At 51.6% G+C, this 22629-nt stretch carries 25 protein-coding genes and 1 pseudogene; 12 read left to right on the top strand and 14 right to left on the bottom strand.

Features of this window, described 5'->3' with window-relative positions:
- Positions 1 to 2 precede the first annotated feature (2 nt).
- Together EGH25_RS04695 and EGH25_RS04690 are read right to left on the bottom strand one after the other, a co-directional pair.
- Complete coding sequence (locus EGH25_RS04695) at positions 3 to 1397, bottom strand: ATP-binding protein (RefSeq protein ID WP_266086491.1); 1395 nt, start codon at positions 1395 to 1397, stop codon at positions 3 to 5.
- A gap of 264 nt (positions 1398 to 1661) precedes the next feature.
- Positions 1662 to 1883, bottom strand: coding sequence for a hypothetical protein (locus EGH25_RS04690; RefSeq protein WP_266086490.1), 222 nt, complete (start codon positions 1881 to 1883; stop codon positions 1662 to 1664).
- Between the two features lie 111 nt (positions 1884 to 1994).
- On the opposite strand from EGH25_RS04690, the gene EGH25_RS04685 reads away from it, so the two are divergent.
- On the top strand, positions 1995 to 2222 hold the full coding sequence (locus tag EGH25_RS04685) for a DUF433 domain-containing protein (protein WP_266086489.1): 228 nt from the start codon (positions 1995 to 1997) through the stop codon (positions 2220 to 2222).
- Between the two features lie 13 nt (positions 2223 to 2235).
- On the opposite strand, the gene EGH25_RS04680 is transcribed toward EGH25_RS04685, so the two are convergent.
- From EGH25_RS04680 to EGH25_RS04670, 3 genes are all read right to left on the bottom strand, one after another.
- Entirely contained in the window at positions 2236 to 2676 is a 441-nt protein-coding gene (locus EGH25_RS04680; protein ID WP_266086488.1) for a hypothetical protein, read from the bottom strand.
- A 227-nt stretch (positions 2677 to 2903) separates the two neighbouring features.
- A complete protein-coding gene (locus EGH25_RS04675; RefSeq protein ID WP_266086487.1) occupies positions 2904 to 3164 on the bottom strand; it encodes a hypothetical protein in 261 nt (86 codons plus the stop codon).
- A 24-nt stretch (positions 3165 to 3188) separates the two neighbouring features.
- Complete coding sequence (locus EGH25_RS04670; protein WP_266086486.1) at positions 3189 to 3401, bottom strand: MarR family transcriptional regulator; 213 nt, start codon at positions 3399 to 3401, stop codon at positions 3189 to 3191.
- A 261-nt stretch (positions 3402 to 3662) separates the two neighbouring features.
- Between EGH25_RS04670 and EGH25_RS12365 the strand changes: the two genes are divergently transcribed.
- Positions 3663 to 4001, top strand: a complete 339-nt coding sequence (locus tag EGH25_RS12365) for a DUF8112 family protein (protein ID WP_476729811.1) — start codon at positions 3663 to 3665, stop codon at positions 3999 to 4001.
- Positions 3994 to 4671: a hypothetical protein gene (locus tag EGH25_RS04665; protein ID WP_266086485.1), complete on the top strand. Its 678-nt coding sequence runs from the start codon at positions 3994 to 3996 to the stop codon at positions 4669 to 4671. Before EGH25_RS12365 ends, EGH25_RS04665 begins: the two co-directional genes overlap by 8 nt.
- 566 nt (positions 4672 to 5237) lie before the next feature.
- On the opposite strand, the gene EGH25_RS04660 is transcribed toward EGH25_RS04665, so the two are convergent.
- Together EGH25_RS04660 and EGH25_RS04655 are read right to left on the bottom strand one after the other, a co-directional pair.
- Positions 5238 to 5849: a hypothetical protein gene (locus EGH25_RS04660; protein ID WP_266086484.1), complete on the bottom strand. Its 612-nt coding sequence runs from the start codon at positions 5847 to 5849 to the stop codon at positions 5238 to 5240.
- On the bottom strand, positions 5804 to 6193 hold the full coding sequence (locus EGH25_RS04655; RefSeq protein ID WP_266086483.1) for a hypothetical protein: 390 nt from the start codon (positions 6191 to 6193) through the stop codon (positions 5804 to 5806). The genes EGH25_RS04660 and EGH25_RS04655 overlap by 46 nt, the downstream gene beginning before the upstream one ends.
- A 229-nt stretch (positions 6194 to 6422) precedes the next feature.
- On the opposite strand from EGH25_RS04655, the pseudogene EGH25_RS04650 reads away from it, so the two are divergent.
- A pseudogene (locus tag EGH25_RS04650) lies at positions 6423 to 6722 on the top strand (NAD-dependent epimerase/dehydratase family protein); the annotation flags it as partial.
- Here EGH25_RS04650 and EGH25_RS04640 read toward each other — a convergent pair.
- Positions 6723 to 9416 carry a nucleotide sugar dehydrogenase gene (locus EGH25_RS04640; protein ID WP_276591915.1) on the bottom strand — a complete coding sequence of 898 codons (2694 nt, stop codon included), beginning with the start codon at positions 9414 to 9416 and terminating at the stop codon, positions 6723 to 6725.
- A gap of 117 nt (positions 9417 to 9533) precedes the next feature.
- On the opposite strand from EGH25_RS04640, the gene EGH25_RS04635 reads away from it, so the two are divergent.
- Together EGH25_RS04635 and EGH25_RS04630 are read left to right on the top strand one after the other, a co-directional pair.
- The gene (locus EGH25_RS04635) at positions 9534 to 9836 is read left to right on the top strand and encodes a DUF8065 family protein (RefSeq protein WP_266086481.1); all 303 of its coding nucleotides are present in this window, start codon (positions 9534 to 9536) and stop codon (positions 9834 to 9836) included.
- Positions 9836 to 10414: a hypothetical protein gene (locus EGH25_RS04630; RefSeq protein WP_266086480.1), complete on the top strand. Its 579-nt coding sequence runs from the start codon at positions 9836 to 9838 to the stop codon at positions 10412 to 10414. Before EGH25_RS04635 ends, EGH25_RS04630 begins: the two co-directional genes overlap by 1 nt.
- 14 nt (positions 10415 to 10428) lie before the next feature.
- Here EGH25_RS04630 and aglF read toward each other — a convergent pair whose 3' ends face one another.
- Positions 10429 to 11154, bottom strand: a complete 726-nt coding sequence (aglF, locus tag EGH25_RS04625; RefSeq protein ID WP_266086479.1) for a UTP--glucose-1-phosphate uridylyltransferase AglF — start codon at positions 11152 to 11154, stop codon at positions 10429 to 10431.
- Between the two features lie 174 nt (positions 11155 to 11328).
- On the opposite strand from aglF, the gene EGH25_RS04620 reads away from it, so the two are divergent.
- Positions 11329 to 13122, top strand: a complete 1794-nt coding sequence (locus EGH25_RS04620; RefSeq protein WP_266086478.1) for an ABC transporter ATP-binding protein — start codon at positions 11329 to 11331, stop codon at positions 13120 to 13122.
- An 89-nt stretch (positions 13123 to 13211) separates the two neighbouring features.
- Here EGH25_RS04620 and EGH25_RS12095 read toward each other — a convergent pair whose 3' ends face one another.
- From EGH25_RS12095 to EGH25_RS12090, 3 genes are read right to left on the bottom strand one after another with little or no spacing between them, the layout of a single operon-like run.
- On the bottom strand, positions 13212 to 13403 hold the full coding sequence (locus EGH25_RS12095; protein WP_266086690.1) for a hypothetical protein: 192 nt from the start codon (positions 13401 to 13403) through the stop codon (positions 13212 to 13214).
- Positions 13333 to 13719 (bottom strand): NAD-dependent epimerase/dehydratase family protein, encoded by a 387-nt coding sequence (locus tag EGH25_RS12280; RefSeq protein ID WP_266086477.1) that lies wholly within the window; start codon positions 13717 to 13719, stop codon positions 13333 to 13335. Before EGH25_RS12280 ends, EGH25_RS12095 begins: the two co-directional genes overlap by 71 nt.
- Entirely contained in the window at positions 13719 to 14171 is a 453-nt protein-coding gene (locus tag EGH25_RS12090; RefSeq protein WP_266086476.1) for an NAD-dependent epimerase/dehydratase family protein, read from the bottom strand. The genes EGH25_RS12280 and EGH25_RS12090 overlap by 1 nt, the downstream gene beginning before the upstream one ends.
- Positions 14172 to 14205: 34 nt before the next feature.
- Between EGH25_RS12090 and EGH25_RS04600 the strand changes: the two genes are divergently transcribed.
- Together EGH25_RS04600 and EGH25_RS04595 are read left to right on the top strand one after the other, a co-directional pair.
- A complete protein-coding gene (locus EGH25_RS04600; protein ID WP_266086475.1) occupies positions 14206 to 15174 on the top strand; it encodes an alkaline phosphatase family protein in 969 nt (322 codons plus the stop codon).
- A 135-nt stretch (positions 15175 to 15309) separates the two neighbouring features.
- The gene (locus tag EGH25_RS04595; RefSeq protein WP_266086474.1) at positions 15310 to 16500 is read left to right on the top strand and encodes a DegT/DnrJ/EryC1/StrS family aminotransferase; all 1191 of its coding nucleotides are present in this window, start codon (positions 15310 to 15312) and stop codon (positions 16498 to 16500) included.
- A gap of 76 nt (positions 16501 to 16576) precedes the next feature.
- Here the strand turns inward: EGH25_RS04595 and EGH25_RS04590 are convergent, their stop codons facing one another.
- Complete coding sequence (locus tag EGH25_RS04590) at positions 16577 to 17506, bottom strand: NAD-dependent epimerase/dehydratase family protein (RefSeq protein WP_266086473.1); 930 nt, start codon at positions 17504 to 17506, stop codon at positions 16577 to 16579.
- 515 nt (positions 17507 to 18021) lie between these two features.
- Between EGH25_RS04590 and EGH25_RS04585 the strand changes: the two genes are divergently transcribed.
- Both EGH25_RS04585 and EGH25_RS04580 read left to right on the top strand, forming a co-directional pair.
- The gene (locus EGH25_RS04585; protein ID WP_266086472.1) at positions 18022 to 19104 is read left to right on the top strand and encodes an MBL fold metallo-hydrolase; all 1083 of its coding nucleotides are present in this window, start codon (positions 18022 to 18024) and stop codon (positions 19102 to 19104) included.
- Positions 19105 to 19504: 400 nt separating this feature from the next.
- Positions 19505 to 20122 (top strand): NeuD/PglB/VioB family sugar acetyltransferase, encoded by a 618-nt coding sequence (locus EGH25_RS04580; protein WP_266086471.1) that lies wholly within the window; start codon positions 19505 to 19507, stop codon positions 20120 to 20122.
- A gap of 53 nt (positions 20123 to 20175) precedes the next feature.
- Here EGH25_RS04580 and EGH25_RS04575 read toward each other — a convergent pair whose 3' ends face one another.
- Positions 20176 to 20889 (bottom strand): sugar nucleotidyltransferase, encoded by a 714-nt coding sequence (locus EGH25_RS04575; RefSeq protein WP_266086470.1) that lies wholly within the window; start codon positions 20887 to 20889, stop codon positions 20176 to 20178.
- Between the two features lie 160 nt (positions 20890 to 21049).
- Between EGH25_RS04575 and EGH25_RS04570 the strand changes: the two genes are divergently transcribed.
- Positions 21050 to 22306 (top strand): glycosyltransferase family 61 protein, encoded by a 1257-nt coding sequence (locus EGH25_RS04570; protein ID WP_266086469.1) that lies wholly within the window; start codon positions 21050 to 21052, stop codon positions 22304 to 22306.
- Positions 22307 to 22629: the final 323 nt, after the last annotated feature.

Below are 22629 nucleotides of genomic sequence, written 5' to 3'. Positions count from 1 at the left end.
TCTCAGTTACCGTTCAGCGTGCTAACGACGTCTTCAACCGTAAATAGGCGTAGGTCGTCACGTTCCCTTTCCGCTTCCTCCACGGAGTTTTTGAAGCCGCTTCGCGAAAAAAGCGCGTACTCTTCGTCTCTTTCACCAGAACCTTCCGGAGTCCACCGTAGCTCCCCCGCGTGTTCCTGAAGCTTCGAAAACGAACCGTATCCCTGCTTCGAGTCCTGAAACTTGCACTCTCCGAGTACCAGCGTCCCTTCCTTCGTGAAACCGACGACGTCTATCTCGTGTTCACCGTACCACCATCCACCTACGTCGGTAAACGTGTACTCCGGATACAAGCCTCGAACCCCGGTACAGCAAAGCTCCTCGAACGAGCGGCTAACGAAGTCCGCCAGCTTGGGTTCCACGATTTCGTGGTACGCGTCCTCGCCGAGAGCTTCGTATCGGTCGCCGGCACCGTACACGAAACGGAACCAGAAACGGAAGAACGGGTCGCGGATGAGGTACCGGCTCCGTTTACTCCGCTCCTTTTCTTCCGTAACCGGCACGTGACGGTCAACCAACCGTAGCCGCGAGAGTCGGTCGAGGTACTTCGAAAGCTGGTTGTACTCTATCCCGGTCGAGTTTGCGATTTCGTTTCGGCTCGTATTCCCTGCTGATATAGCTTCGAGTATCGAAAAGTACCGCGTCGGTTCTTTAAGCTCCATCCGCAGTACATAGTCGGGTTCGTCGTGTAGAGTTCCGTGGCGTGACAGTATGTTTCGCCGTACGTTTTCACCCAGAGAACGGTCGGGCGAGAGTTCTTCGAGGTAGTACGGAACACCCCCGAAGATACCCCATGCGAAAACCTGTTCCTCAGGGCTGTATCCGTCGGCGAAGAACTCGGTCGCCGCGCCGAACTGAAGCTGTCTGATGTCAAGCTTGAGCGACGGGCGTCCGTACAGAGGGCTGTTTCCGAGGAGGGCTACTTCCTCCATCATGCTTATCGACGAGCCGAGGAGTACGAACGTCGCCGATGAGCCGTTGAGTTCGTGGTCGAAGAGTGCCTGTACGACCGAGGGCAGGCTTTCGTCCTGTTCGACGAGATACGGGAACTCGTCAAGTACCACGATACCGTCTTGTTCGGCGAGGTAACTAAGGACAGGCTCCCAGTCTTCGCGTATCTTAGTCAGCCCGGGATAGGAGTCGGAGGCTACGTCGATGAACTGTCTCAGCTGTAGTGTGCTGGTCTTCTGTCGCGCCTGAAATACCACGACGTCGTCGCGCTCCTCGACGGATTTTTTGACGAGAGCGGTCTTACCGAGACGACGGCGTCCGTAGATTACGGCTAGCTCGGGCTCGTCGGAGTTATAGAGTTCTCGTAGAAGTTCAAGCTCTTTCTCTCGGTTTACGAACTCAGGCATACTGATACAACAGACAGGCAAAGTATAATACTTTGGATAATCAAACTCCAGAGTACTGTTCCGTAGACGGCTAACTCAACCTTCACGGACTGAGCATCTCGCTACGACAACTCCATGAGATACCGTTTGAGTCTCTCGACGGACTCTTCCGGAACAGACGCCCGCTAAAGTCACCCTTATACCCTTGTTTTAATTCATCGGTTTCGGGTATCCGGATGCCTTTCCTACGGATAGCTCTCCAAACTATGGGCGCTAGGTCACGGACTACTCAGCAGATACACCGAGGAAGCCATCTGCCTCTTCAGCTACTCCACTGGTTAACGTGGTGACGATCGTCCAAGGTTTCACATGGCTATCTCGGGGCAGCTCTTCGTCCTCGAAATCCGCCTCCGACAACGGAATTGCTACGGACCGACGGGTTGTGGTAACATCGACGAGTAGGTCCACCTCATCTACGAATAGGTGGCTGTCATCATCAGTATCCATACCGCCGTCTCGGAAGACAGTATACCCGCGACCTCCTCGGGGTCAAGACCGCGGATAAAAACCAAATCCATCGTCGGTGTCTTAATAAGCCTCACGCACGGAGTATATCGTATGAAGATAGTACAGGAAGAGGAACACAGTAACGGAGCACCAACCCTAGAAGGGACAGGGATACGGGTGGTGGATATCGCCGTAGCGTACGAGCATAGCGGATATGACCCCGACGAAATAACGCAGCTATACCCCGACCTCTCCCTCAGCGACGTTCATACCGCTTTGGCGTACTACTACGAACACATCGACGAGCTCAGAACGACACTGAAAGAAAGGACATCCTAGAAGTCTATGAGTCTCACTCCGACCGGGTAATCTCGACTAGTTTTCCATCAGTAAACTTAGCCTCGAAGCTTCGGTACTCATCGTCGACAATCCGATGGAACTCGAATATTCCGTGGTACTCAACGTCCGACCAGCCGAGATGTACCTTCTGCCTCTTCGGGAGGTTGGGTAGGTCGCCAAGGGTCTCCCGTTCCTCGCCTTCGACCTCCTCGTACTCCACCTCCTCCTTCAAAAGCCGTCCGTCCTCGGAGACGCGGTACTTCTCAAGCAGCGGTTCCTTTAGAGACTTTGTCTGCCAGACTATCTCCGAAGGGTCGCCTTCGAACCCCGGTAGTTCGATATCCAGGTCTTCGTCAAACTCAATCCTATCGTAGACACCCATCGTATCCTGGGAAACAACGTCGGGCAAAATAGGCTTTCTGTAGAAGGGCTGTAGGGAAGTCCGGTCGGACATACGATACCAGCATAGCACGAGTGGTAGAGTGATTAGAGCGGTAGCGTTCAGATAAGCTGTTTTCGCAGGACATGGATGGAATGGTTCTGACACAGATTAGCCACTCAAACATCCGGACACGGAACGCGGTTTCGAAGAAGACCATCTCACAACGTCCCAATCTCGCCTTCGATTCTTATCTGAACACCGCCAATTGAAATACGCCGACGACCCCATATCGGGTTTTTTCACACCTCGTCTTCGAAGTACGGCGGTACAGTCTCGAATGCACCGTAGGGGATTCGAACCATTACAACAGCGTCCGAAGACCTGTTCCCTGTTATGACCATCTCAGCTTTCGGCGTATTGTCGACAAGTGTCGCGAGACGTTCGATGGTTTGTGCTCGTTTGAATGACCTCTCTATGGTGAAGACTATGTCTCCATCTTCTCCGGAAGCTACTACCTCACCGAACCTCTCCAGCTGTCTCCTTATTTCCTCGAACTTCATCGCTGTCCAGGTGGTAGGAGAGTTTTATTCATTTCGGGGATCGTCAGTAAGACGCCAGAGAGCAGTCGGTTCGTGTAGGTATTCAATATGATCAGCTGCGTACAATCTGTCTAGTCTCTTGGTTATTGTCGGTCTAGATAAGCCTGTAAACTCCACTATTGCGCCGGTGGTTAAGTTGCCTTTCTGGGCGAATTCGTCGAGAACTTTTTCCATGTTCTCGTCTACCCTTATTCCCATTTACGAATTATAACACGTATAGTAGTAATTAATACTTCCCGTCATAGTCGTATTTACTATCTACCCTAACTATCCGTTAAGTATAAGTAGGATATAGCCATTTGTACTGTTTGAAGCGTGGTCGCCCCATTTCAGTTAGAATGGGCAGGGCGTTGCAGCGCCCCACCCGCGCTTCGGGAGCACCGAAGCAATGCTAGCTAATATATACACAGGCAAAGTAGTACCGACAGACAGCGAACCGCCAGCTGGGGGAGACAGTCGATGAACGAGCTCCTCCTCCAAACCTTCGACGGTCTACCTGTCGCCCAACCAAACCAACACGCACGTTGCTCCGAGTGCAACGCACGTATCCGCAAAGGTACAGACGTAATCGCCCGGTTCCACCTCAACAAGAATTGGAGAGTAGACGAGGTATACTGCCCAGACTGTTACCCAGACCATTCACACGAACGGTCGCCTGGAGTTGCTGAAGAAGCCGTCGTTGAGGGACGCCTAATCACGAGGCGTGATACGGCGAAACAGACAGCTACTCCCGCTGTACGTACGCGAGGTGAGTACCACGTCCTTAGATATGCAGAAGTGGAGGGCGGCGATGAGTAAGTCCACTCTCGCCGAAAACGGAAACAGCCTCCAGAGACGCCTCGAACGTCTAGAACGACGTAACGCCGTCCTCTCCGCCGTCGTCAGAAACCTCCTCAACGATACTGAGCAACTACGAAGCAGGCTCGACGAGACTAAGATGGAGGTAAATGCACACGGAAAACAGCTCGGAAAGGTACGCGCCTCGGTAAAGGAGACGCCGTGCGATACACTCGACGAGTACGACCGGAACAACGGCTGGACGGATCTAGAGACAAGAGTAGAAGAACTTGAGCTAGAGGTACACGCCGAGAGCCTCTCGCGCTTCGACCGGCTCTCGAAGATGAGTATACGTCAGCTACAGGAGGACGACGAAGTAACACCGAGAGAAGCCTGGGCTGTCCTACTCCTGAGGAACTTCGACGGCTGGTCTAGTGAGCGCGTGGTCGGAGACATCTGGTTCGTCAGTGAGAGTATGAAACGGATGTTCTACCAGCATCTCGACCTAGATGCCGACAAACCTTCACAGATATCTACAAAGAAGGTACACCGCGCGTGTGACAAGGCGATGGACCTGTCCGACGGAGAAGTAATGTGGGTAAAGCTGGACGGTGGACGCGCTCTCGTACGTCCCAAGGACGAGAGCCGACGCGGGAAGCTGGAGGAGCTCGTGAAACGTACGGGGAACTAATCGTGAGGTTCGCTGAAGGTGACAGTGGCTGTCACCATATGAACATCCTGACACTGTCCGTCACCGTCTACTGTCAGGGTGTCGGCGGAAAACCTCCTCCATTACCCACTATATAGACAGTCTGTGTAGGATACCTTGTCTAGAACAAACGCGCCGCGGCGTACGTGTCCGTACGCCTAGCCGTACGTCTACCTAACGAGATGTCTTGGACGGCTGTCTTGGACCCTTCCCCGACAGTATGCCCTGACAGACAGTGTCAGGGAATCTGTTCCGGCGACTCATGTATACATACTACATTAGCTGTATTATGTAATACGGCGAAAGCCACCGCTTGGGCAGAGGAATTTGTTCTTTAGAAGTTTTTAGAGGGGCTATCAAATGTTCTGAGCCGGGTCTGCTGAAAATACCACCTCTGTCTTCGTCTATTGCCCCCAACATGTAGTGGTTACTGCTATGTCGTCTTAGCTGACGCACAAAGGGAAGGGGATTATGAATTGAAATTCTCTAGGAAGACATTTCTCAAAGGTTAACTCCATTCCAAGAGGTCTTGCCGGTCTCCAACCCTCTCAGCGTAAGTATCTTTCTCGGAGCAGACCCACGTACTTCCCGTCCCAAGATTTCGTTTCGAAGTAGTAGGTGAGAGCCTCTTCCACGTACTCGGGATGAAGAGCACCGTCGGCGGCGAGGGTACAGAGTATATGAGGGGTCGTAAACAGCTTGTTCCGATCTTCAAGCGCGAGGTTGAGCAAGAGGTATTTTGTCGAGCCGAAATCGTCGGTGATCAAGAAGTCCACGTTACGGTTGTTCGTCAGCCAGATCGCTTCTGACTCACCCCGGTCAAGTCCGTAGTCAACCGGTTCTCCCACCTCATCACGTACATCATGGGTTGTCAGGCTGTCCGCCGCTCGGAGCACGAGTTTTGCGGCTTGGGAGAGAAGATCGTCGCCCCCGGAGGCGTCGGTGACCTCCCCGAGCACGCTGTCTGGTACATGTATGTCGTAGGAAACAAGCAGAGTCTTGAACGGATCCTCTCCGGTGGGTGCTTTCGAGCGGTTGTCGACGACCGGGATCGCGAGGTTCAGCAGGACGTTGGTATCAACAACTGCGACGGCTTTCCCTGCCATCCTCCGGTCTACGTTCCCTCGCTCGCCGACTTGGACCTCTCGTCCGGTTTCCATGTCGGTACCTTGCCGTCGTAGAACTCCTCATCCGTTGGAACACTGTCTTCAAGTTGGGGTTCCGGTGGTGTTCTATCGATGGACTCCTTCAGGAGTTTCATCCGTGTTGCCTCTTCGACCCCGAGTATATCCTCGGCTATACTGTGGTCGATACGGCCGTCGTAGTACGCGTCGACTACTTCCTGACGGAAGTCTTCATCGTTCCTGAGCTTCCTGATTTCGTTTTTGATGGCGTCGATAATGAAGTCGGTTCGGGTATCGTTGGTTACCTCAGTGATGCTGTCGGCGCTTTCAATGACCGAGACGTCCGCGTTGAAGTCGACGCGCTTCTTTTCCTCCGGCATCGCAATTATGTGTAGGTTCTACACACAATTAACTCCTGTGGACGGTACGTATAGGATGATAGGAAGTGTGGTATGTGGTCTCCGGAGACAGAGGCTATGATTCAGAACGGCGACCCTGACACACCGTCGGTTTCGGTGCTCTCATGCTCCCAGATCAGGTCAAAGTACCTGCTAAGACCCGCGACGAACGAACCGTTGTCGGTCACCGCCGCCTGACGCATCGAAAGGAGTCTACAATCAGGTGACGCGCCCCGTCGCTATCGTCGACCTTGCGGAGACGATAAGCGAGGTCGGCGACGAATTCGGTCTCGACGCCGAGGTGAAGCATTACGAGAACCCGCGCGAGGAGGACGAGGAGCACAAGATGGAGATGGAGAACGACGCCTTCCTCGACCTCGTGGGTGGACAACGTCACACGCTCGAAGAGGGGATACGACAGACGTTGGAGACGTTGACCCGCGACGGCGTACGCGAACGTGTCGAGGCGCACGAGGACAGGTTCCTTCCCGGCGTTCTCACCGACGACTGACTACCAACACAGACCTTCGTAGACCTCGGCGTTCCTCACCTCTACACGTCTTCCGTCGACGACGACCGCACCCGACGCGTCGATCCCCTCGAACTCGTCCCAGTCGGTGGCTATCACGATACCGGCGGCGTCTTCAACCGCGTCTTGCGCCGAGTCGGCGTACTCCACGTCAATGTCCAAAGCTCTACGCGCGTTCTCGGTCGCCTCGGGGTCGTATGCGACAACGTCAGCGCCCCGTTCGTCGAGGAGCCGTATAACGTCGAGCGCACGCGAGTTACGGACGTCATCCGTCTGTGGCTTGAACGCAAGTCCAAGTACAGCGACACGCGCACCGTCGAGTTCGACGTGTCTACGCAGGAGTTCGACCGCGCGGTGCGCCTGTCTGTCGTTTACGTCCACGACGGCGTCGAGTAGCTCGGTTTCGTAGCCCTCGGAACGCGCGAACGAACGGAGAGCATCGACATCCTTGGGGAAGCAGTTGTGGACGACGAGTCCATCGGTCGTCACGAAGTTGTGGCTATCTTCGACTTCGAGTGAGTATACGTCCGTCGTCTCCTCCTCGACCACGGTATCGCGCACGCTTACGGTTGTCATCCCTCCGTCCGCGGCGTACCCCATCGGTGCGACCTCGCGGTCGTAGCTGTTCAGCCGTCGTTCTATCCTCTCGCGTTCAGACGGGAGATAGATATCCTTCAGCGCGGCGACCTGCCCCTTCGAACTAACCCGGAGGAAATGCGCCATCTGCGTCGACTTCTCGGAACGCGATGACTTATAGCTCGGAACGATACCGAGGCTGTGGAGGAGAACCTGCATACCCTGTATCAGCTCCTCACTCACGGAGCCGTAGTCGTAAACGACGGCGTTCGAATGGTTCGTGTACTCAACGTGTCCGTCACCGCGGAACAGTCCGGAGAGGAGAGCGAGACGGTTTTGGGCGGGTTCGTCGTACGCCGCGTCCGGAATCCGCGCCGTGTAAGAGTCGGTTCCACAGCCGATATGTTCGAGAAAGCCCGCGAGAACGCGGCTCGATACCTCGATATCCGTCGTCGTCTCCTTCGTCCGCGTCTTGTGGCGCACACCGATACGGTCAAGATACGACGTGACGTCTTCGACGTACTCTTGCTCATCCGAAGGATGGAAGCTGAGGAAGACACGGCGACGAGTCTTGGAGCCGTGACCGGAGTCGTCGTCAGCGACGTGTCCTTCGCTGATGTAGTACCCGATAAACCTCCAGAAATCCTCGTCGGCGTCGAGAACAGCGGGAACGTACGTCTGCCCTCCACCCACCGTCGTGTACAACGCAACGTCTGTCCTACAGAGCGGCAGTTCGTCCTCGGCGGCGAGGAAGGCGTCAAGACTCAGGTATCCGTTACGGACAAACTCGTGGACCCTGTCGTAGCCGAACGCCTCGTTGTACTCGGAGAGAGCGTCACGGAGTTCGTCCTTGTGTTCTTTGAGGTCGACCGTCGGCTTCAGGTAGACGGAGTCCTCGTCGAAATCGGACGACCCTTCGGCGTACCCGATCAGATCGAAGGCTCCGACGGAGTCTTCGGGGATGCTGTCGAGGACCGGTAGCGCGTCGCCCTCGGAGAGGTCACGCGCTTCACACACGACGGTTTCGCCGTTCTCGACGGTTAGCATCGGGTGGTCGTGCGTGACGGTGACGGTCTTGTTCATGCTCGTGTGGAACGTGTGGAGTTCGCCGTCGTACTCACGCCGCGTCGCCGCGACAACGGGCTTGAACGCCCACGAACCGTCGTCACCACGGCTCAGCACCGACACATCGTCGAGTTCGTCGTTCGCGGCGTACTCGCCGTAGAACTCCGCGAGGGTCGTATGTTCCGTCTCGCCGTTGTCCTTCACGATTACACGCTCGTCCCCGGTGAGGCACGACCCTCCCCATCCGAGTCCGGAGCGGGTGAACGACGACGATATACGGTGGTCGATACCCACCGCGTCCATGACCTCGTACGAGTCGACACCCGCTTCCTTACAGACGTTGGCTATCTCGTTGACGACGGAGAGCTTCGAGGCGAGGAAGGCGTTGTTGGCGTACTTTATCGTCTCCGCCTCGCGCACACCCGTTTCGACGTACTCCGCGTCGGAACGTTCGAGAAGCGGTTCGTAGAGTCGGCGTAGGACATCGCGCGCACGTCCGTCCGAAGCGCCTACAACGACCTTGTCGGGGTCGAGGAAGTCGTCGACTGCGGTACCTTCGCGCAGAAACTCGGGGTTCGACACGACACCGAAGCCGTCGCCGACGCTCCTGTCCGATGCTTCCTCAACGGCAGGGACGACGGCATCCTCAACCGTACCCGGAACGACGGTGCTCTTTACGCCGACGACGTGGTAGCCGTCCTTCCCCGCGAGCGCTTCGCCGACCGACCGCGCGCCTTCCTCGACAACCGAGGTGTCTACGGCTCCGTCGTCGCGCGAGGGGGTCGGGAGACAGATGAGAGTTACGTCCGTCTCACGGACGGCGTCGTACTCGGTCGTCGCGCGCAGTGCCCCGCTTTCGGCATGTTCCTCAACGAGTTCGCCGAGTCGCGGTTCGTGTATAGGCGCGACGCCGTTGTTCATCGACGCGACAGTATCCCCGTCTATGTCGACGTTGACGACCTCGTGACCGAGTTCGGCGAGACAGACGGCGACGGTGGTTCCGACGTAACCGCTTCCTATGACGGAGACTTTCATCTACCCGTGGTATGGACAGTTACCGCATAACTGTTACGAGGAACCCGTGGTCGGACGTTTGTATTACATGTATTACTGTTACCACAGATTTATACTCGTTGGTCCCGAACCATCGTTATGGAAGAAGACACGGTTCAGTTCAGATCGAAGTCTATCAAAGAGGTACTTAACGTGCTCAAAGAGATCCGCGTGGGCGGACTGAACGAGAGCGAGGTCGGCAGGGTGGCTATGGAACGTCTGATACCTGAGATACTATCGGACGACGAGAAGATAGAACTGTACGAGATGTACGAGAGAGGCGAAATCTCAAAAGCCGCGTTAGAGGTGGCACTGGGCGACGAACTGAACGACATAGAGCGGATGAAGGAAGACACGTCCGAGATGGCAGAAAGAGACACCTCTCAGTACATCGTCGAGTGATGGGGCGTCTTCTGATAGACACGGACGCGCTGATAGCTATCGGTAACACCGAACTCCGGGACACCATCTTCTTCAACATCAGGATGGACACGACATACGTCGTCAAGAAAGAACTCGAAAGACACGTCAAGGAGGGGAAGGCTTCTCCGGAAGGTTCGCGGGACCGGTACAGGTACGAAGGGAGCAAGCACGCGTTGGAAGGGATAGAAGACGGTAGCTTGTCTCTCGTGAACACGGTTCCGAAGCCGCACGGGAAGAACGCCGGAGAAGAGTCGCTGAGGATTCAGATAGCACAGCAGGGGGACGAGTACGATGCTGTCTTTGTGATGGACGGGGACGGGAGAGACTCGATAAGAAAGACGGCTGAACCGAACGGCTACGGGGTGAAGACACCGTCACCGGCGTTTCCGCTGTACATAGCCTACGACAACGGCATGGTGTCGAAAGAGGAGTTCTGCGAAACGAACCAGGCGATTATCGAAATGGAGGGGTGGGACGGCTACAGAGCTATCGGTATGATGTGGAAAGGGGTACCCATCGACTGTTCCGCGTACGTTGATCCGGAGTACCTACCGTAGCAAGCTTGAGCGGGTTACTCGGTAGCCTTCGCCTCCTGTATACGTTCCTCCGCCTCGTCACGGTCCTCCGGATAACCGATGTCGGTGCGCCAGCCGTCGAGACGTATCGCATCGATGGTGCGCCCCGACTGTATGAGGAGGTTGATAGCGTCCGTCAGTTCGTACTCGCCGCGGTCGCTCGGCTGTACGAGATGGCACGCGTGGAAGATTGCGGGCGTGAAGGTGTAGAATCCGGTCATGACGAGGTTCGACGGCGGGTCGTCGGGCTTCTCTACGACGCGCTCTATCTCGCCGTACTCGTTGGTGTCACAGACCCCGTAACGCGAAGCCTCCTCGTACGGAACCTCTTCGACGAGGAACGCCGCGTCGGCTCGGTCCTCGCGCTGACGGTTGACCACATCGCCGAGGTTTCCACGGAAGATGTTGTCGCCGAGCATCAGAACGAAGTCGCCGTCGACGTGCGACTCCGTCTGTAGGAGGGCGTGCGCAAGCCCGTTCTGCTCGCGCTGGTGGGCGTACGTGATGGGCACGCCGCGGTACTCATCCTCGTACCGCTCGATTATCTTCTCCTTCATGTACCCGACAACGACCACGAACTCGTCGACGCCTATCTCTATGAGGTTGTCGAATACGTCTTCGAGTATAGGGCGTCCGTTGAGTTCGACGAGAGGCTTTGGCTTGTCGTCCGTGAGCGGTTCAAGGCGAGTTCCTTTGCCCGCGGCTAGTACTACGGCTTGCATAACAGCTAATATATAGCCCTTTGTAATAATGTGTGGGGTTAGAACATAGCGGCTGGCGTGGGTTCGAACGCAGGTAGCGCAAGCCTCGGTGAGTCGAAAGGGAACCTATTTAGATTCATTAGGCTTTAGAAGCAGTATCCTTATTATAGAAGGACAAAGTTATCAACCAACCAAATGAGCGACACAGGAGATCTCTCCCTACGAAAAAAGATAGAAGCGTTGGCTCGTGTTGCACGTTACAACCCGAAGTTCACAGCTACTATAGCTGTCTTAGGTGGTTTCACGGCATTTCTTGAGGGCATCGGTCTCAGCTTCATCTGGCCCATACTTGAGGTCGCACAGGCGGAGGAGCCTATTACGGAGGCAGGTGGCTTCCTCGGAATGTTCCTAACGGCATACGAGTCGGTCGGTATACCGTTTACGCTTGAGTTTCTGATCCTCGGCGTCGCCGGAGTGATGACGGTACGTTTTACCGCTTCGTTTCTGGTTGGATGGTTCAGGGCTATCCTTCAGAAACGGTACGAGGGGGATCTGCGTACAAAAACGCTCAACGCCGCTCTTGACGCAGAGGTGGGATACTTCGATGAGGAGGGTTCCGACGACATACTAAACTCCATAGTCACAGAGACAAGGTACTCGGGAAGTACTATCAAGTTCGGCGTACGGTCGATGGAGACCATGTTTCTCGCCCTCGTCTACCTGTCGGTTATGTTCTACGTGGCTCCTACCATGGCTCTCTTCGCACTAACACTCTTGGGCGGTATCACGTTTCTCATGAGGTACGTCATAGAGCCTGCATACACCGTAGGGAACAGGGTAGCGGAAGCGAACGAAACCGTACAGCAGACTGCACAAGCAGGAACCCAGGGTATACGTGATGTGAAGCTTTTCGGTCTCACCGAAGAGATATTTGACAGCTTCCGTGAATCCGTTCGACAGTACGTCGTTTCGAGCATCAGCCTGGAGCGAAACAAGGTAGGGGTTCAGAACTTCTACGATCTCACTACAACGCTTGTGTTGTTCGGTCTGATATACTTCGGCTTCGTGTTCACGGGTCTGTCGCTGGGGGAACTCGGTATCTTCTTACTCGCTATGTTCAGGCTCTCACCGCTCGTGAGCCGTCTTAACAGTCAGGTGTACAATCTCGAAGGTCATATATCACATCTCGTACGGACACAGGGCTTCCTCGACGAACTGACGCAACGAAAGGAAGAGTCGGGAGACCGCACCGTATCGAAGGTCGAACGCGTTGAGTTCGACAACGTCCGTTTCTCGTACAACGACGAAGAACAGGTTCTCCGCGACATCACGTTCGGCGTGGAACGCGGCGGTTTCGTCGCTTTCGTCGGACAGTCAGGCGCAGGTAAGTCAACAGTGGTGTCGCTGTTGGCACGGATGTATGACCCGGACGAGGGCGAGATACTCGGCGATGGGGTGCCTATAGACGAATACGATATCGATGAGTGGCGATCACGTATCGCTCTTGTACGTCAGGATCCGTTCATGTTCAACGACAGTTTAGAGGGGAACGTTACCGTAGGTAACCGCGACGCATCTCGGGAAGAGGTGGAGCGCGTCTGCGAAATAGCGAAGGTCGACGAGTTCTTGGACGACCTACCGAACGGATACGAGTCGGAGTTAGGTGACGACGGCGTGCGTCTATCGGGGGGACAACGTCAACGTGTCGCTCTTGCGCGTGCGTTGCTAAAGGATGCAGACTTTCTGGTACTCGACGAAGCGACGAGTGACTTAGACTCCAGTCTGGAGAAAGAGGTACAGGCTTCGATAGAGGCGATGGACCGCGACTACGGCATCATCGCAATCGCGCACCGCCTTTCGACGGTCAAGAACGCCGATACGATATATACGCTGGAAGACGGTGAAGTAGTTGAATCCGGTTCGCACGAGGAGCTACTCGAAGACGAAGGCGAGTACGCTGAGCTTTACGCTATACAGTCGAAAGGATAAAATACGTAACGTTCTCTGACGTGAGACTGTCCTCATATGATATCACGCGCGGCTCTTCTCATGCTTTCGCGACTGCCGTGACTAGGCTATCAACCGGTCGATTTTAGCTTCTCAATTGACAGGCGCATACGCGGAACGTCACCTTCCCAGCCCCGCTCTCCGCCGGTGTATTCGAACTGCGGGTCGAGACCAAGTTCATCGCTCACCACCTCAGCTATTTCCGTGACGGATACCGTGTCGACGCTCCCGACGTTGTATATTTCTTCGTCGCCGTTCTCCACGCCGTGCAGTATTCCTCAACACAATCATCCACGTGTATGTACGACTTCCTCTGCTCCCTATCCCCAAGTATCTCCGGTCGGGGTTCTGCCTGAGTTTCTCCACGAAGTCTGGCAAGACACTGTGACCATGTCGTCCAACCACGTTGGCGATGAAATTCCGAGCCTCGAAGTCGGAGGTTCCTTTGTACACGGTACACAGACTCTCGCACGCCAGCTTCGACGCCGCGTAAAAGAATATGGGCTCCAGTGTTCCATAGTCATCGGGTGTCGGGACGGGGACGTCTTCTCCGTAGACCGTAGAGGGCGAAGTGATCACTATCTTTTTTCACTTGTCTCTTTCATGGCTTCCAGAAGATTGTTCGTGGCTACGGTGTTCTGTTCAAGATCGAGTCGTAGGTTTCCTGCGCCACTTCTTACGTCGGAGTTTGCTGCCAGATGGAAGACGATGTCCGTGTCCGGACTCATAGCTTCGGAGACCTCGTCCCGGTTGAGTAAGTCTATTTCGTGGAGTTCCACGCTCTCTGGGAGGCGTCCTCTCTCTCCGAAGCCCAGGCTGTCTATCACTTCTATCTTGTTTTTTCTGCCGGTTTCTGGACTACGTGAGACCCTATGAAGCCCGCACCTCCGGTGACCAACACCGACTTGTTTCGAATATCCATCTGTATTCACAAAGAGCCTGCTCACCCTATTAACCTGTGGGTAGGAAACCTGCTCGGCGTATTCGGCGACGGTAGATCCAAAGAACCGGAAGGATACACCATCCTTCACAAACTATTTATTACTGCACGACTACCACTTCCGTGTGAGCCGTTTGAGGGAACTGTACGAGGAGGGCGGGTTTACTGAGGTTGGTCGAGGGATACGCGATTATTTCCTCTACCGCACCGGCTTGCATAATTTGAACAGAAAAATCCTGGGCTTGACCTACGACGATACCGGAACCCACGTTTTAGAGGAAGACTGGGATACGTTAGTCATCCTTGACTGTGGGAGGTACGACATCTTCTCGGAGGTGGTCGAAGTATCCGACTCCGAATCTCTAACGAAAAAGAGATCGGTCGCGTCGGCTACAGCCAACTTCGTCAAACGCAATTTCGGAGGGCGTCGCGCCCACGATGTCGTATACCTGTCAGCGAATCCGGTGGTAGGAAGTCGAGAGGAGTATCTCGACATCCACAAACTGGTAGGAATGTGGCACGAAGACGAACGGAAGAAGCAGGGGCAGGAAAACCAACGAGGTTTAACCGACCCTGAACCGGTAGTAGAAAAGGCAATAGAACTACACGAGGAGTACCCGAACAAACGGCATATAGTACATTTTCTCCCGCCGCACGTCCCGCACATATTCAAGGACGGCGACGAACTGCCTCCGGATTCGCCTTACCGAAACTACGAAGCAGCCAGAGAGGGAGAAGTGGAGGCTTCCGTGATGCGGGACGTGTACACAGAAAACCTTGAGTACGTAACAGAGGCGATCCAGCCGTTGATAGAAGAGGTTGACGGCAAGGTGGTTGTCATAGCAGACCACGGCGAGTTGCTAGGTGAGGGAATGCCACGGTGGATGAAGTTTCTTCACAGCCGATGGGGGAACCAGTGGCACAAGTACGACTTCGGACACTACGACAACATAGATGTCCCGGAACTAAGAGAGGTCCCGTGGCTTGAGCTTCCTTTTGAGACCAGAAGGGAGACTGTTTCGGAACCACCTGTTACTGATGAATACGACACCGAAAACATCGAAGACCAACTTGAAGCACTGGGGTATCGATGATCCGGTATCTGAATACAGTCTCGTCGAAACCGACAATGAAACCCGCCCCGTCGGCACCCCTAGAGAACACGAGAAGCTGAACAGTATAATGGCGAAGGATGAATTATTTTTCAATACAATAGTCCCCGGGGGATGATGGCTCACCAGTCCTTATTTTGGGTTATGAATGGCTTGGGAGATTCCGCTTCGCTTATATATCTAGACAAGAGACTATCATATAGGACAATGACGTATGAGTACGATCTTTTTCAATCTTACTCGGATGAACAAATAATAGACTCGGTACTGAAGGTTCTGGAGCGCGAGTCTTGGTGGGTAAAAGGTCCAGAGATTGAAAATCTCGAACAGCAGGTAGCGGATGTGACTGATCGAGAACATGTCATAGCCGTTAACTCCGGAACTTCGGCACTCTACGCGACACTCGAAAGTCTTGGTATCAGAAATGAGGAAATAATCCTCCCTTCTTTCACGTATCAGGCTACCCCGAACGCGGTAGTCGCAGCAGGTGGTCAACCGGTATTCGCTGATATCGAACAGGACTCATTCACACTCAGTGTCGAAGATGTTGAAAGTAAAATAACTGAAGAGACTGCCGGTATTATCCCGGTTCATTTTGCAGGGAGAGTTGCTGCCGAAATTCGTGAGCTTCGTGACCTCGCTGAGGAGCACGGGCTTTTTTTGCTTGAAGACGCAGCACACTCTCTGGGAGCAACATGTTCCGGAGAACCAGCTGGTTCATTCGGTGACGCAGCCACCTTCAGTTTCGCATTTAACAAGATTATCACAACCGGCCAAGGTGGGGTAGTGGTGACAGACAACGAGCACATCGCCGAAAAAGTCAGGCAATTCCGAGTGCATGGGCGCAATAGTCAGAGAGAGTATGTCGATTGGGGTCTAAATTTGGCGATGTCTTCAATTCATGCCGCTATTGGGGTGGCTCAGATGTCCAAGCTAAATGAATTCATTGAAAGAAGAAGAGAACTGTCGGGACTGTACGATAATATGCTGACAGAAGTGAATGAAATAGAAATTCCGACCGTTCCTCCTAATCAAAAATCCGTACACTTTCTGTATAATATTTGTCTACCCGACCGAAAGAAAAGGCAGGAGCTCAGATCTCACTTAGATGAGCACGGAATCCCTACGGAAGTCTACTATGAAGGATCTCATCTCACCAACTATTATAGCGAGGAATGGGGATATGAGAGGGGGGATCTACCTGTTACCGAGAAGATAGCCGACAAAATCCTCACCTTACCATTTCATGTAAATTTGGATAACAAGGACATCGAAAACATATCAGAAGAGATAGTTTCATTCTTTTGATTCGGATAAGTGATTTGTATAGCCTCCTACCCGTGATAGTCTTTCAATCACGGGGGAGACAACCGGATCATATTATCTACACAAAAGCACGGAATTTGTCAGCTAATTCCTCGACCCCCTGGTCAAGTGTGTAAGCGGTTTCGAAACCCTCTGACCGTATTTTTTTGTCGTTGACAATGTACGACAACTGATTAAGTTGCTCCGCTTCTGTGTATCCAATTTCAACGTTTGGGAAGTGATGTTCTATAGCATCAATAACATCCTGAAGACGAGCGTTCTGTCCGACGACATTATATGCCTCTCCGTCCCCCAGCTGTTCCGCAGCGAAAAGCATTGATCTGACTGCGTCTTGGACATGGAGGTACGGTCTCTTTTGATCCTCTGCTCCTTCATAAACGGTGAGCGGCTGCCCCGTCGCAGCCAGCAACGAGAACTTGTCGACAACCGTGTCGAACCTCATGCCTCTTGTCCACCCATATACGGTACCCAACCGGAGGCCCGTCAACTCTATACTGCCGTCGTGTCGCTCAAACATTTCCTGTTCAGCCGCTAGTTTTGCCTCTCCATAGGGAGATTCAGGATCGCAGTCAAATCCCTCTGTGATTTTCTCTTCGGTGCGACCATAGACAGAACACGTAACCGCATTGACGAAGTTCTCAACCCCCGCCTCCTTCGAGGCATCAAACAGATCAACGGCTGCTTTATGATTAACCTCCCAAGTTTTTTCCGGTATATCGAAAGTTTCGGGTGCGTTGGTTACTGCGGCGAGATGAAAGACTGTGTCCGCATCCTCAAGAGCAGTCTCAACAACTTTCTCGTTACGTATGTCCCCCTCAACGAACTCATAATCCGCGTAGGATGGGAGATTCCACAGAGAGTGATATCTGGGCTGCCTGAAATTATCAAGTATTCGAACGGTTTCACCGGAAAAACGTGGGTGGTCGGGTATTTCTCGGATCAATCGGGAGCCTATGTAGCCGACACCCCCAGTTACGACAACTACCATAACAGTTATTGATTCTTCAGGATTGGACTTATGCGTTTCGTTTCCAGTCCTTGGAGAGGAATATCAAAGCAAGAACGCAGGTAGCTGAATCACTATAGTTTACAGACAGAAATAGATAACTGAAATAAAGAATACAGACAAGAAATTATAGTAACTTTCCTATTCGACAGTCAAAATAGCCTATTCTTTCAAAAACTTCGGCTTGAATTTGGTTTTTGAAAAATAGTGAATAGATGCTGCGAGTACCGGTAGTCAAAATTTAACCATGCTCATTCAGTGTGACCGTAGATCAAATATCGTGTTTGAGACTGGTGCTCTGTGTTCTCGGCGATGTTCATAAACAGACAGGATCAGATGATACCGGGGTGAGAGCATTCTAAATAATATGCCATGACTATTATTGCAACGGTCAAAATTGGGACAATTATCCATCCGTAGTCCCGCGGAAACTACTTATCCGGATGCTACCGTGTTTTCCGAAGCATTCTTTACACACCAGCGCAACTATCTTTCCCGTGAAAATAAAATACATTGCGCATTCAACTGTACTTGTGGAAGACAAAGGTGTTAAAATACTCTGTGACCCCTGGCTAGAGGGGGAGACGTACTACGGTTCTTGGGCGCATTACCCCCCGGTAGATTTCTCTCCTGAAGAGTATGCTGACATTGATTATATTTATATTTCACACATTCACCCGGATCATTTGCATCATCCCACTCTGAAAGAACTCGACTCTGACATTCCCGTATTTATACATGACTTTAAATGGGATTACGTCAAAAAGAATATCGAGCGCATGGGTTTTGACGTGAACGAACTGTCGCATGGTGAAAGACATCATCTTGAAGGCGACTTGCACCTGAGTATCTATGCTTCCGATGACTGTAATCCGGAAGTTTGTCAGAAACTTTTCGGGTGCACTTGGTTCGGAGAAGACAAAGCCGGGGAAAAGAAAGCGACGGAGGGGTCCACGTACATCGACACGATGGGGGTCTTTGATAACGAAGAAGAAGTACTTGTCAACGCAAACGACTGTAGATGGCCGTTTACCCAACGAGCTGCAAGGCGTGTCAAGCGAACTTTTAATGGAATTAACTGCTTGCTTGTCCAAGCAGGGTCTGCTGGAATATATCCACACTTTATGATTAACCTGAGTCACGAAAAAATGCTGTCGGAGCGCGAGCGTATTATCAAAGAATCAATGGAAGATGTGCTCGGGTTTGTGAGAACACTCTCACCTGATGTTGTCATTCCTTTTGCTTCAAGCGTAGTTCTTGCCGGCAACCTCGCGGAGCGGAATTTGTATCACCCAACCCCATCATTTTCCGAGGCAGAAAAGTACTATCAAGATATAGCAGGTGAATCGGTCCAGGATGCCACGGAGATGGTCCTGCTGAATCAGGGAAATTTCTTCGACATAACTACCAAGGAAAAATCATCCGAATACGAGCCCATTGATAAAGAAAAGAAGTGGGAATATATCAGAAATGAACTCCAAGAACGCTCATACGAATATGAGTCAGAAAAATACCGACACTTGAGGAACTCAATAATCTACTTGAAGGTGCCTTCAAAAACTTCAACGAAAAACGCTTAGATGTTGAATTCAAGACTGACAAGATAGTTTATATACCATTGGTAGAAGAAGCTTCTCTTAAACTTCCCTTTGACGGTAGGGGTTACGAGCTTATTCCTGAGTCAGAAATTGGGTCATCTCCCGAAAGAGCTGTGACGTTGCACATAGATCCTCGGCTATTTAAATGGATTCTTGAAGGTCCTCACAAGGCGCACTACAATAATGCTGAAATAGGAGGACATATACTGTTTGATAAGGATCCGGATACATATGAACGGGGAATTTATTATTGTCTGAATTATCTACATAATTGAAATCAGAGAAATAAAACCCCATGTTTATTCCACGGCACTCCTGTGAGACGCATCAAATAGCACCTTCCGAAAGTACTTATCACTAGAGAACAGATACAACAAAAACGTTGACGAACATAATCTATTGCGCTGGAAACCAAGGAAGGGTTGTGCTTGATATTCTCAGTCGGAGCGGGTACGAAGACAGAGTAATATTCGTTGATGATGTACGTGAACCAGGTACGAAAATAAGCGATGTCGAGGTTGTAGGGGGCTACCGGCAACTTGAACAATTTGATCCAGAAACAGACAGGTGTATAGTGGCACTCGGGAGAGGGGAGCCGCGTCTTGAGTTAGCGAATCGAGTCGAGAAGTATGGCTACGACTTCTTTTCCGCAATTGATTCAAAGACTACCGTCTCGTCAACATCTGTCATCGGAGAAGGAACAATGATAAATTCAAGAAGTTATATTGGTCCCGATGCAGAGATAGAATCTCACGTACTTGTCGACAGTTGCGTCAATATTTCACATGACACCCATATAAAAGAGGGGGCGACTATCACACCCAACGTGACGCTCGCTGGAGAGGTTACGATAGGGAAAAAGGCATATATAGGAGCAGGAGCAGTTGTGGTCGACGGGGTTTCAGTAGGGGATGGAGCTGTTGTGGGAGCCGGTGCTGTCGTCACGAACCCAGTCCCCAAAGACACGACAGTGGTAGGAGTCCCAGCCGACGAGATATAGAGCTTACTCAACTCAGGTATTAATATCGGAGCAGAAAATGATCCGTGACGTCATCAATTTGTACGTTTCTTCCGGACACACTGGCTAGCTTTGAACAATCCTTCGGGAGTTCCAACGTCAAACCATTCTCCTTCAATGCGCGCAAATTCCAAATCATCATCTTGAAGATATCCCTTGTTGACATCTGTGATTTCATACTCGCCTCTGTCACTAGGTTCAAGTTCCCTGATTCGCTCGAAAACATCGGCTCGATAAAGGTAGAGTCCTATAACCGCGTTGTTTGTTTCAGGCGATGAAGGCTTCTCAATGAGACTATCTATTTCACCATTTTCATTCAGCTCAGCAACCCCATACCTTTTTGGTTCGTCGACTTCATTGAGGAATATCTTTGCGCCGCTATCTTCCTCTTCAAAAGAGCGAAATTCCTCCGCCAAATTTTCGAGTATCACATTATCTCCTAGTATGACCGCAGCAGTATCCTCCACGAATTCTTCTGCCAGCGACAGCGCGTGGGCTATACCGCCAGGTTCTTTCTGGACTCGATAACTAAAGTTCGCATCGTATTCTTCCTCCAGCAGCTGTATGTATCCACCTATGTCTCGGGGGGTACTAATCACCATAATCTCGTCAATCCCTCCCGAAAGAAGGGTTTCGACCGGATAGAAGATCATCGGCTTGTCGTAGACAGGTAGGATGTGCTTGTTCAGAACATAGGTTACAGGACGCAGTCGCGTTCCTCGACCGCCGGCGAGTATGACTCCTTTCATTGTTCAGTCACATGCATATCGCGTGGACGAAAGTATTTAAACTCCCTGATGAGGACGTCTCAATGAATAAGATTTAATTATTATAGGCGCAGGGGTTCGCTATCGAAAGGATAATGAAAATTCACCCCCCCACTACTACAAGGACATCAAAATGTCGCTCGTGAACGACGTAAAAACAGCTTGGGAGAAAGAAGGGTTAAAATATATTATAAAAAATTCGCCCGAGTACGTTAAAAGAAAAACAAAACGTGGGGCAGTGGATGTTTATAATCCATATGGTGTAATTGACAGAGAACGCCTGAAATCGATTTGCAGCGCGGAGGATAAGATATGGTACTATGGTTCTCGAACTGAATTCGAGATTTCACCGCCTCTGAATGGTAGGGTGCCGGAAAAAATGCGGGGACACATTGGGACTCATAGAGTGGATCCATCTTTTGTTTGCGAATTGTCCGGAGCTAGACTGATTGGGGATCGCGCTCTGTCCCGAACAAGTGATGGCAAATATATACTTGAGGAAATGGGAACTGAGCCAATGTTAAAAAATCGGTTGTTAGAGGCATTTGACAGTCTAACTCCACAAGAAAAACTACGAGAAATTACTTGGCCCGTCATAGGTGGTCATGAAGCCGACACAGATTATGACGTTTTAATAAATCTGGTTCCTCGACACGGGGGAAGCCACAACAATTATATTAACTTCGGTCATTGGTTACTTGAAGACTTACCACGGCTGCGAGCTTGTCAGCACTACTACGATAAGACAGGACGGAAACCGCTCATTCTATTAAAAAAAGATCCGCCGTCATGGGCGATTGATACGCTCCGACTTTTGGGTTTCTCTTCCTCCGACTGGATTGAATGGGATAAGAGATCAGCCACTGTCTCAAGATTAGTCGTTCCGAAGTTGAATTACGTCCATAGCCACGAAAAGCAATATCAACCGTCGGACAGGAAATGGGTGGGAGAACAGATGAAGTCAAGGATCGATTTGGATAAGAACGAATTTTGTAGGCGAGTTTTCGTCTCTAGGCAAGGACAAGAAAGAAGAAAAATCATCAACTTCGATGAGGTCTCGGATACAGTACGGAATTTTGGCTTCGAAATTTTCCGCCCCGAAGAGCTAACTACTGAAGATCAAATAAGACTTTTCGATCAGGCTGAGGTCGTCTTAGGACCAACCGGGAGTGCTTTTGCTAATGTAATATTCGCGGACAGTGCCACGATTATTCCGATACTTCCTAGAGGATGGCCTCTAGATACCCGTCTATTGCCTTGGCACATAATCGCAAGTGAGCAAGACCTGGAATATGACTATCTAATCGGAGATTCACTTGATGATAAAAATAATAACAAAAATTCCGATATTTACATAAATACTAGCGAATTGATGACCGTATTACAAGACATCCTATAATCTTCTGCTGCTTGTTACTAAGGAATCAATTAGGTCGCTTTCAGTCTATTATGCTTAATTAAGTATCCAAATAAAATTATAGATGCTAAAATAGATGTTAGTAAATCTTCGACGGTGTTAATTTTCAATATACCTTCAAATAGAGGTCTCAGCTGTTGTGGATATTCAACGCAATTCTTATCACCTCACGATTCGTTTGCGCATATATGGATTTGATACGGGAAGCATATCGTATACTACGTGAGGGGCGGTGTTCAGATAAGGAATGAATGAAGAATGAGGCGTGGCGTTTTCTGAGTGCCTATGACAAAAAACGCACGCCT

Source organism: Halorutilus salinus, assembly GCF_026242195.1.
GTDB lineage: Archaea > Halobacteriota > Halobacteria > Halobacteriales > Halorutilaceae > Halorutilus > Halorutilus salinus.
Note: the sequence above shows the minus strand (reverse complement) of the source record. Positions and strands in the feature narration are given on the sequence as shown.

Bases quoted from the DNA above. Each gene is read 5' to 3' on its own strand.
- EGH25_RS04695 (WP_266086491.1), bottom strand. From the start codon at position 1,397: ATGCCTGAGTTCGTAAACCGAGAGAAAGAGCTTGAACTTCTACGAGAA.
- EGH25_RS04690 (WP_266086490.1), bottom strand. From the start codon at position 1,883: ATGGATACTGATGATGACAGCCACCTATTCGTAGATGAGGTGGACCTA.
- EGH25_RS04685 (WP_266086489.1), top strand. From the start codon at position 1,995: ATGAAGATAGTACAGGAAGAGGAACACAGTAACGGAGCACCAACCCTA.
- EGH25_RS04680 (WP_266086488.1), bottom strand. From the start codon at position 2,676: ATGTCCGACCGGACTTCCCTACAGCCCTTCTACAGAAAGCCTATTTTG.
- EGH25_RS04675 (WP_266086487.1), bottom strand. From the start codon at position 3,164: ATGAAGTTCGAGGAAATAAGGAGACAGCTGGAGAGGTTCGGTGAGGTA.
- EGH25_RS04670 (WP_266086486.1), bottom strand. From the start codon at position 3,401: ATGGGAATAAGGGTAGACGAGAACATGGAAAAAGTTCTCGACGAATTC.
- EGH25_RS12365 (WP_476729811.1), top strand. From the start codon at position 3,663: ATGAACGAGCTCCTCCTCCAAACCTTCGACGGTCTACCTGTCGCCCAA.
- EGH25_RS04665 (WP_266086485.1), top strand. From the start codon at position 3,994: ATGAGTAAGTCCACTCTCGCCGAAAACGGAAACAGCCTCCAGAGACGC.
- EGH25_RS04660 (WP_266086484.1), bottom strand. From the start codon at position 5,849: ATGGAAACCGGACGAGAGGTCCAAGTCGGCGAGCGAGGGAACGTAGAC.
- EGH25_RS04655 (WP_266086483.1), bottom strand. From the start codon at position 6,193: ATGCCGGAGGAAAAGAAGCGCGTCGACTTCAACGCGGACGTCTCGGTC.
- EGH25_RS04640 (WP_276591915.1), bottom strand. From the start codon at position 9,416: ATGAAAGTCTCCGTCATAGGAAGCGGTTACGTCGGAACCACCGTCGCC.
- EGH25_RS04635 (WP_266086481.1), top strand. From the start codon at position 9,534: ATGGAAGAAGACACGGTTCAGTTCAGATCGAAGTCTATCAAAGAGGTA.
- EGH25_RS04630 (WP_266086480.1), top strand. From the start codon at position 9,836: ATGGGGCGTCTTCTGATAGACACGGACGCGCTGATAGCTATCGGTAAC.
- aglF (WP_266086479.1), bottom strand. From the start codon at position 11,154: ATGCAAGCCGTAGTACTAGCCGCGGGCAAAGGAACTCGCCTTGAACCG.
- EGH25_RS04620 (WP_266086478.1), top strand. From the start codon at position 11,329: ATGAGCGACACAGGAGATCTCTCCCTACGAAAAAAGATAGAAGCGTTG.
- EGH25_RS04595 (WP_266086474.1), top strand. From the start codon at position 15,310: ATGGCTCACCAGTCCTTATTTTGGGTTATGAATGGCTTGGGAGATTCC.
- EGH25_RS04590 (WP_266086473.1), bottom strand. From the start codon at position 17,506: ATGGTAGTTGTCGTAACTGGGGGTGTCGGCTACATAGGCTCCCGATTG.
- EGH25_RS04575 (WP_266086470.1), bottom strand. From the start codon at position 20,889: ATGAAAGGAGTCATACTCGCCGGCGGTCGAGGAACGCGACTGCGTCCT.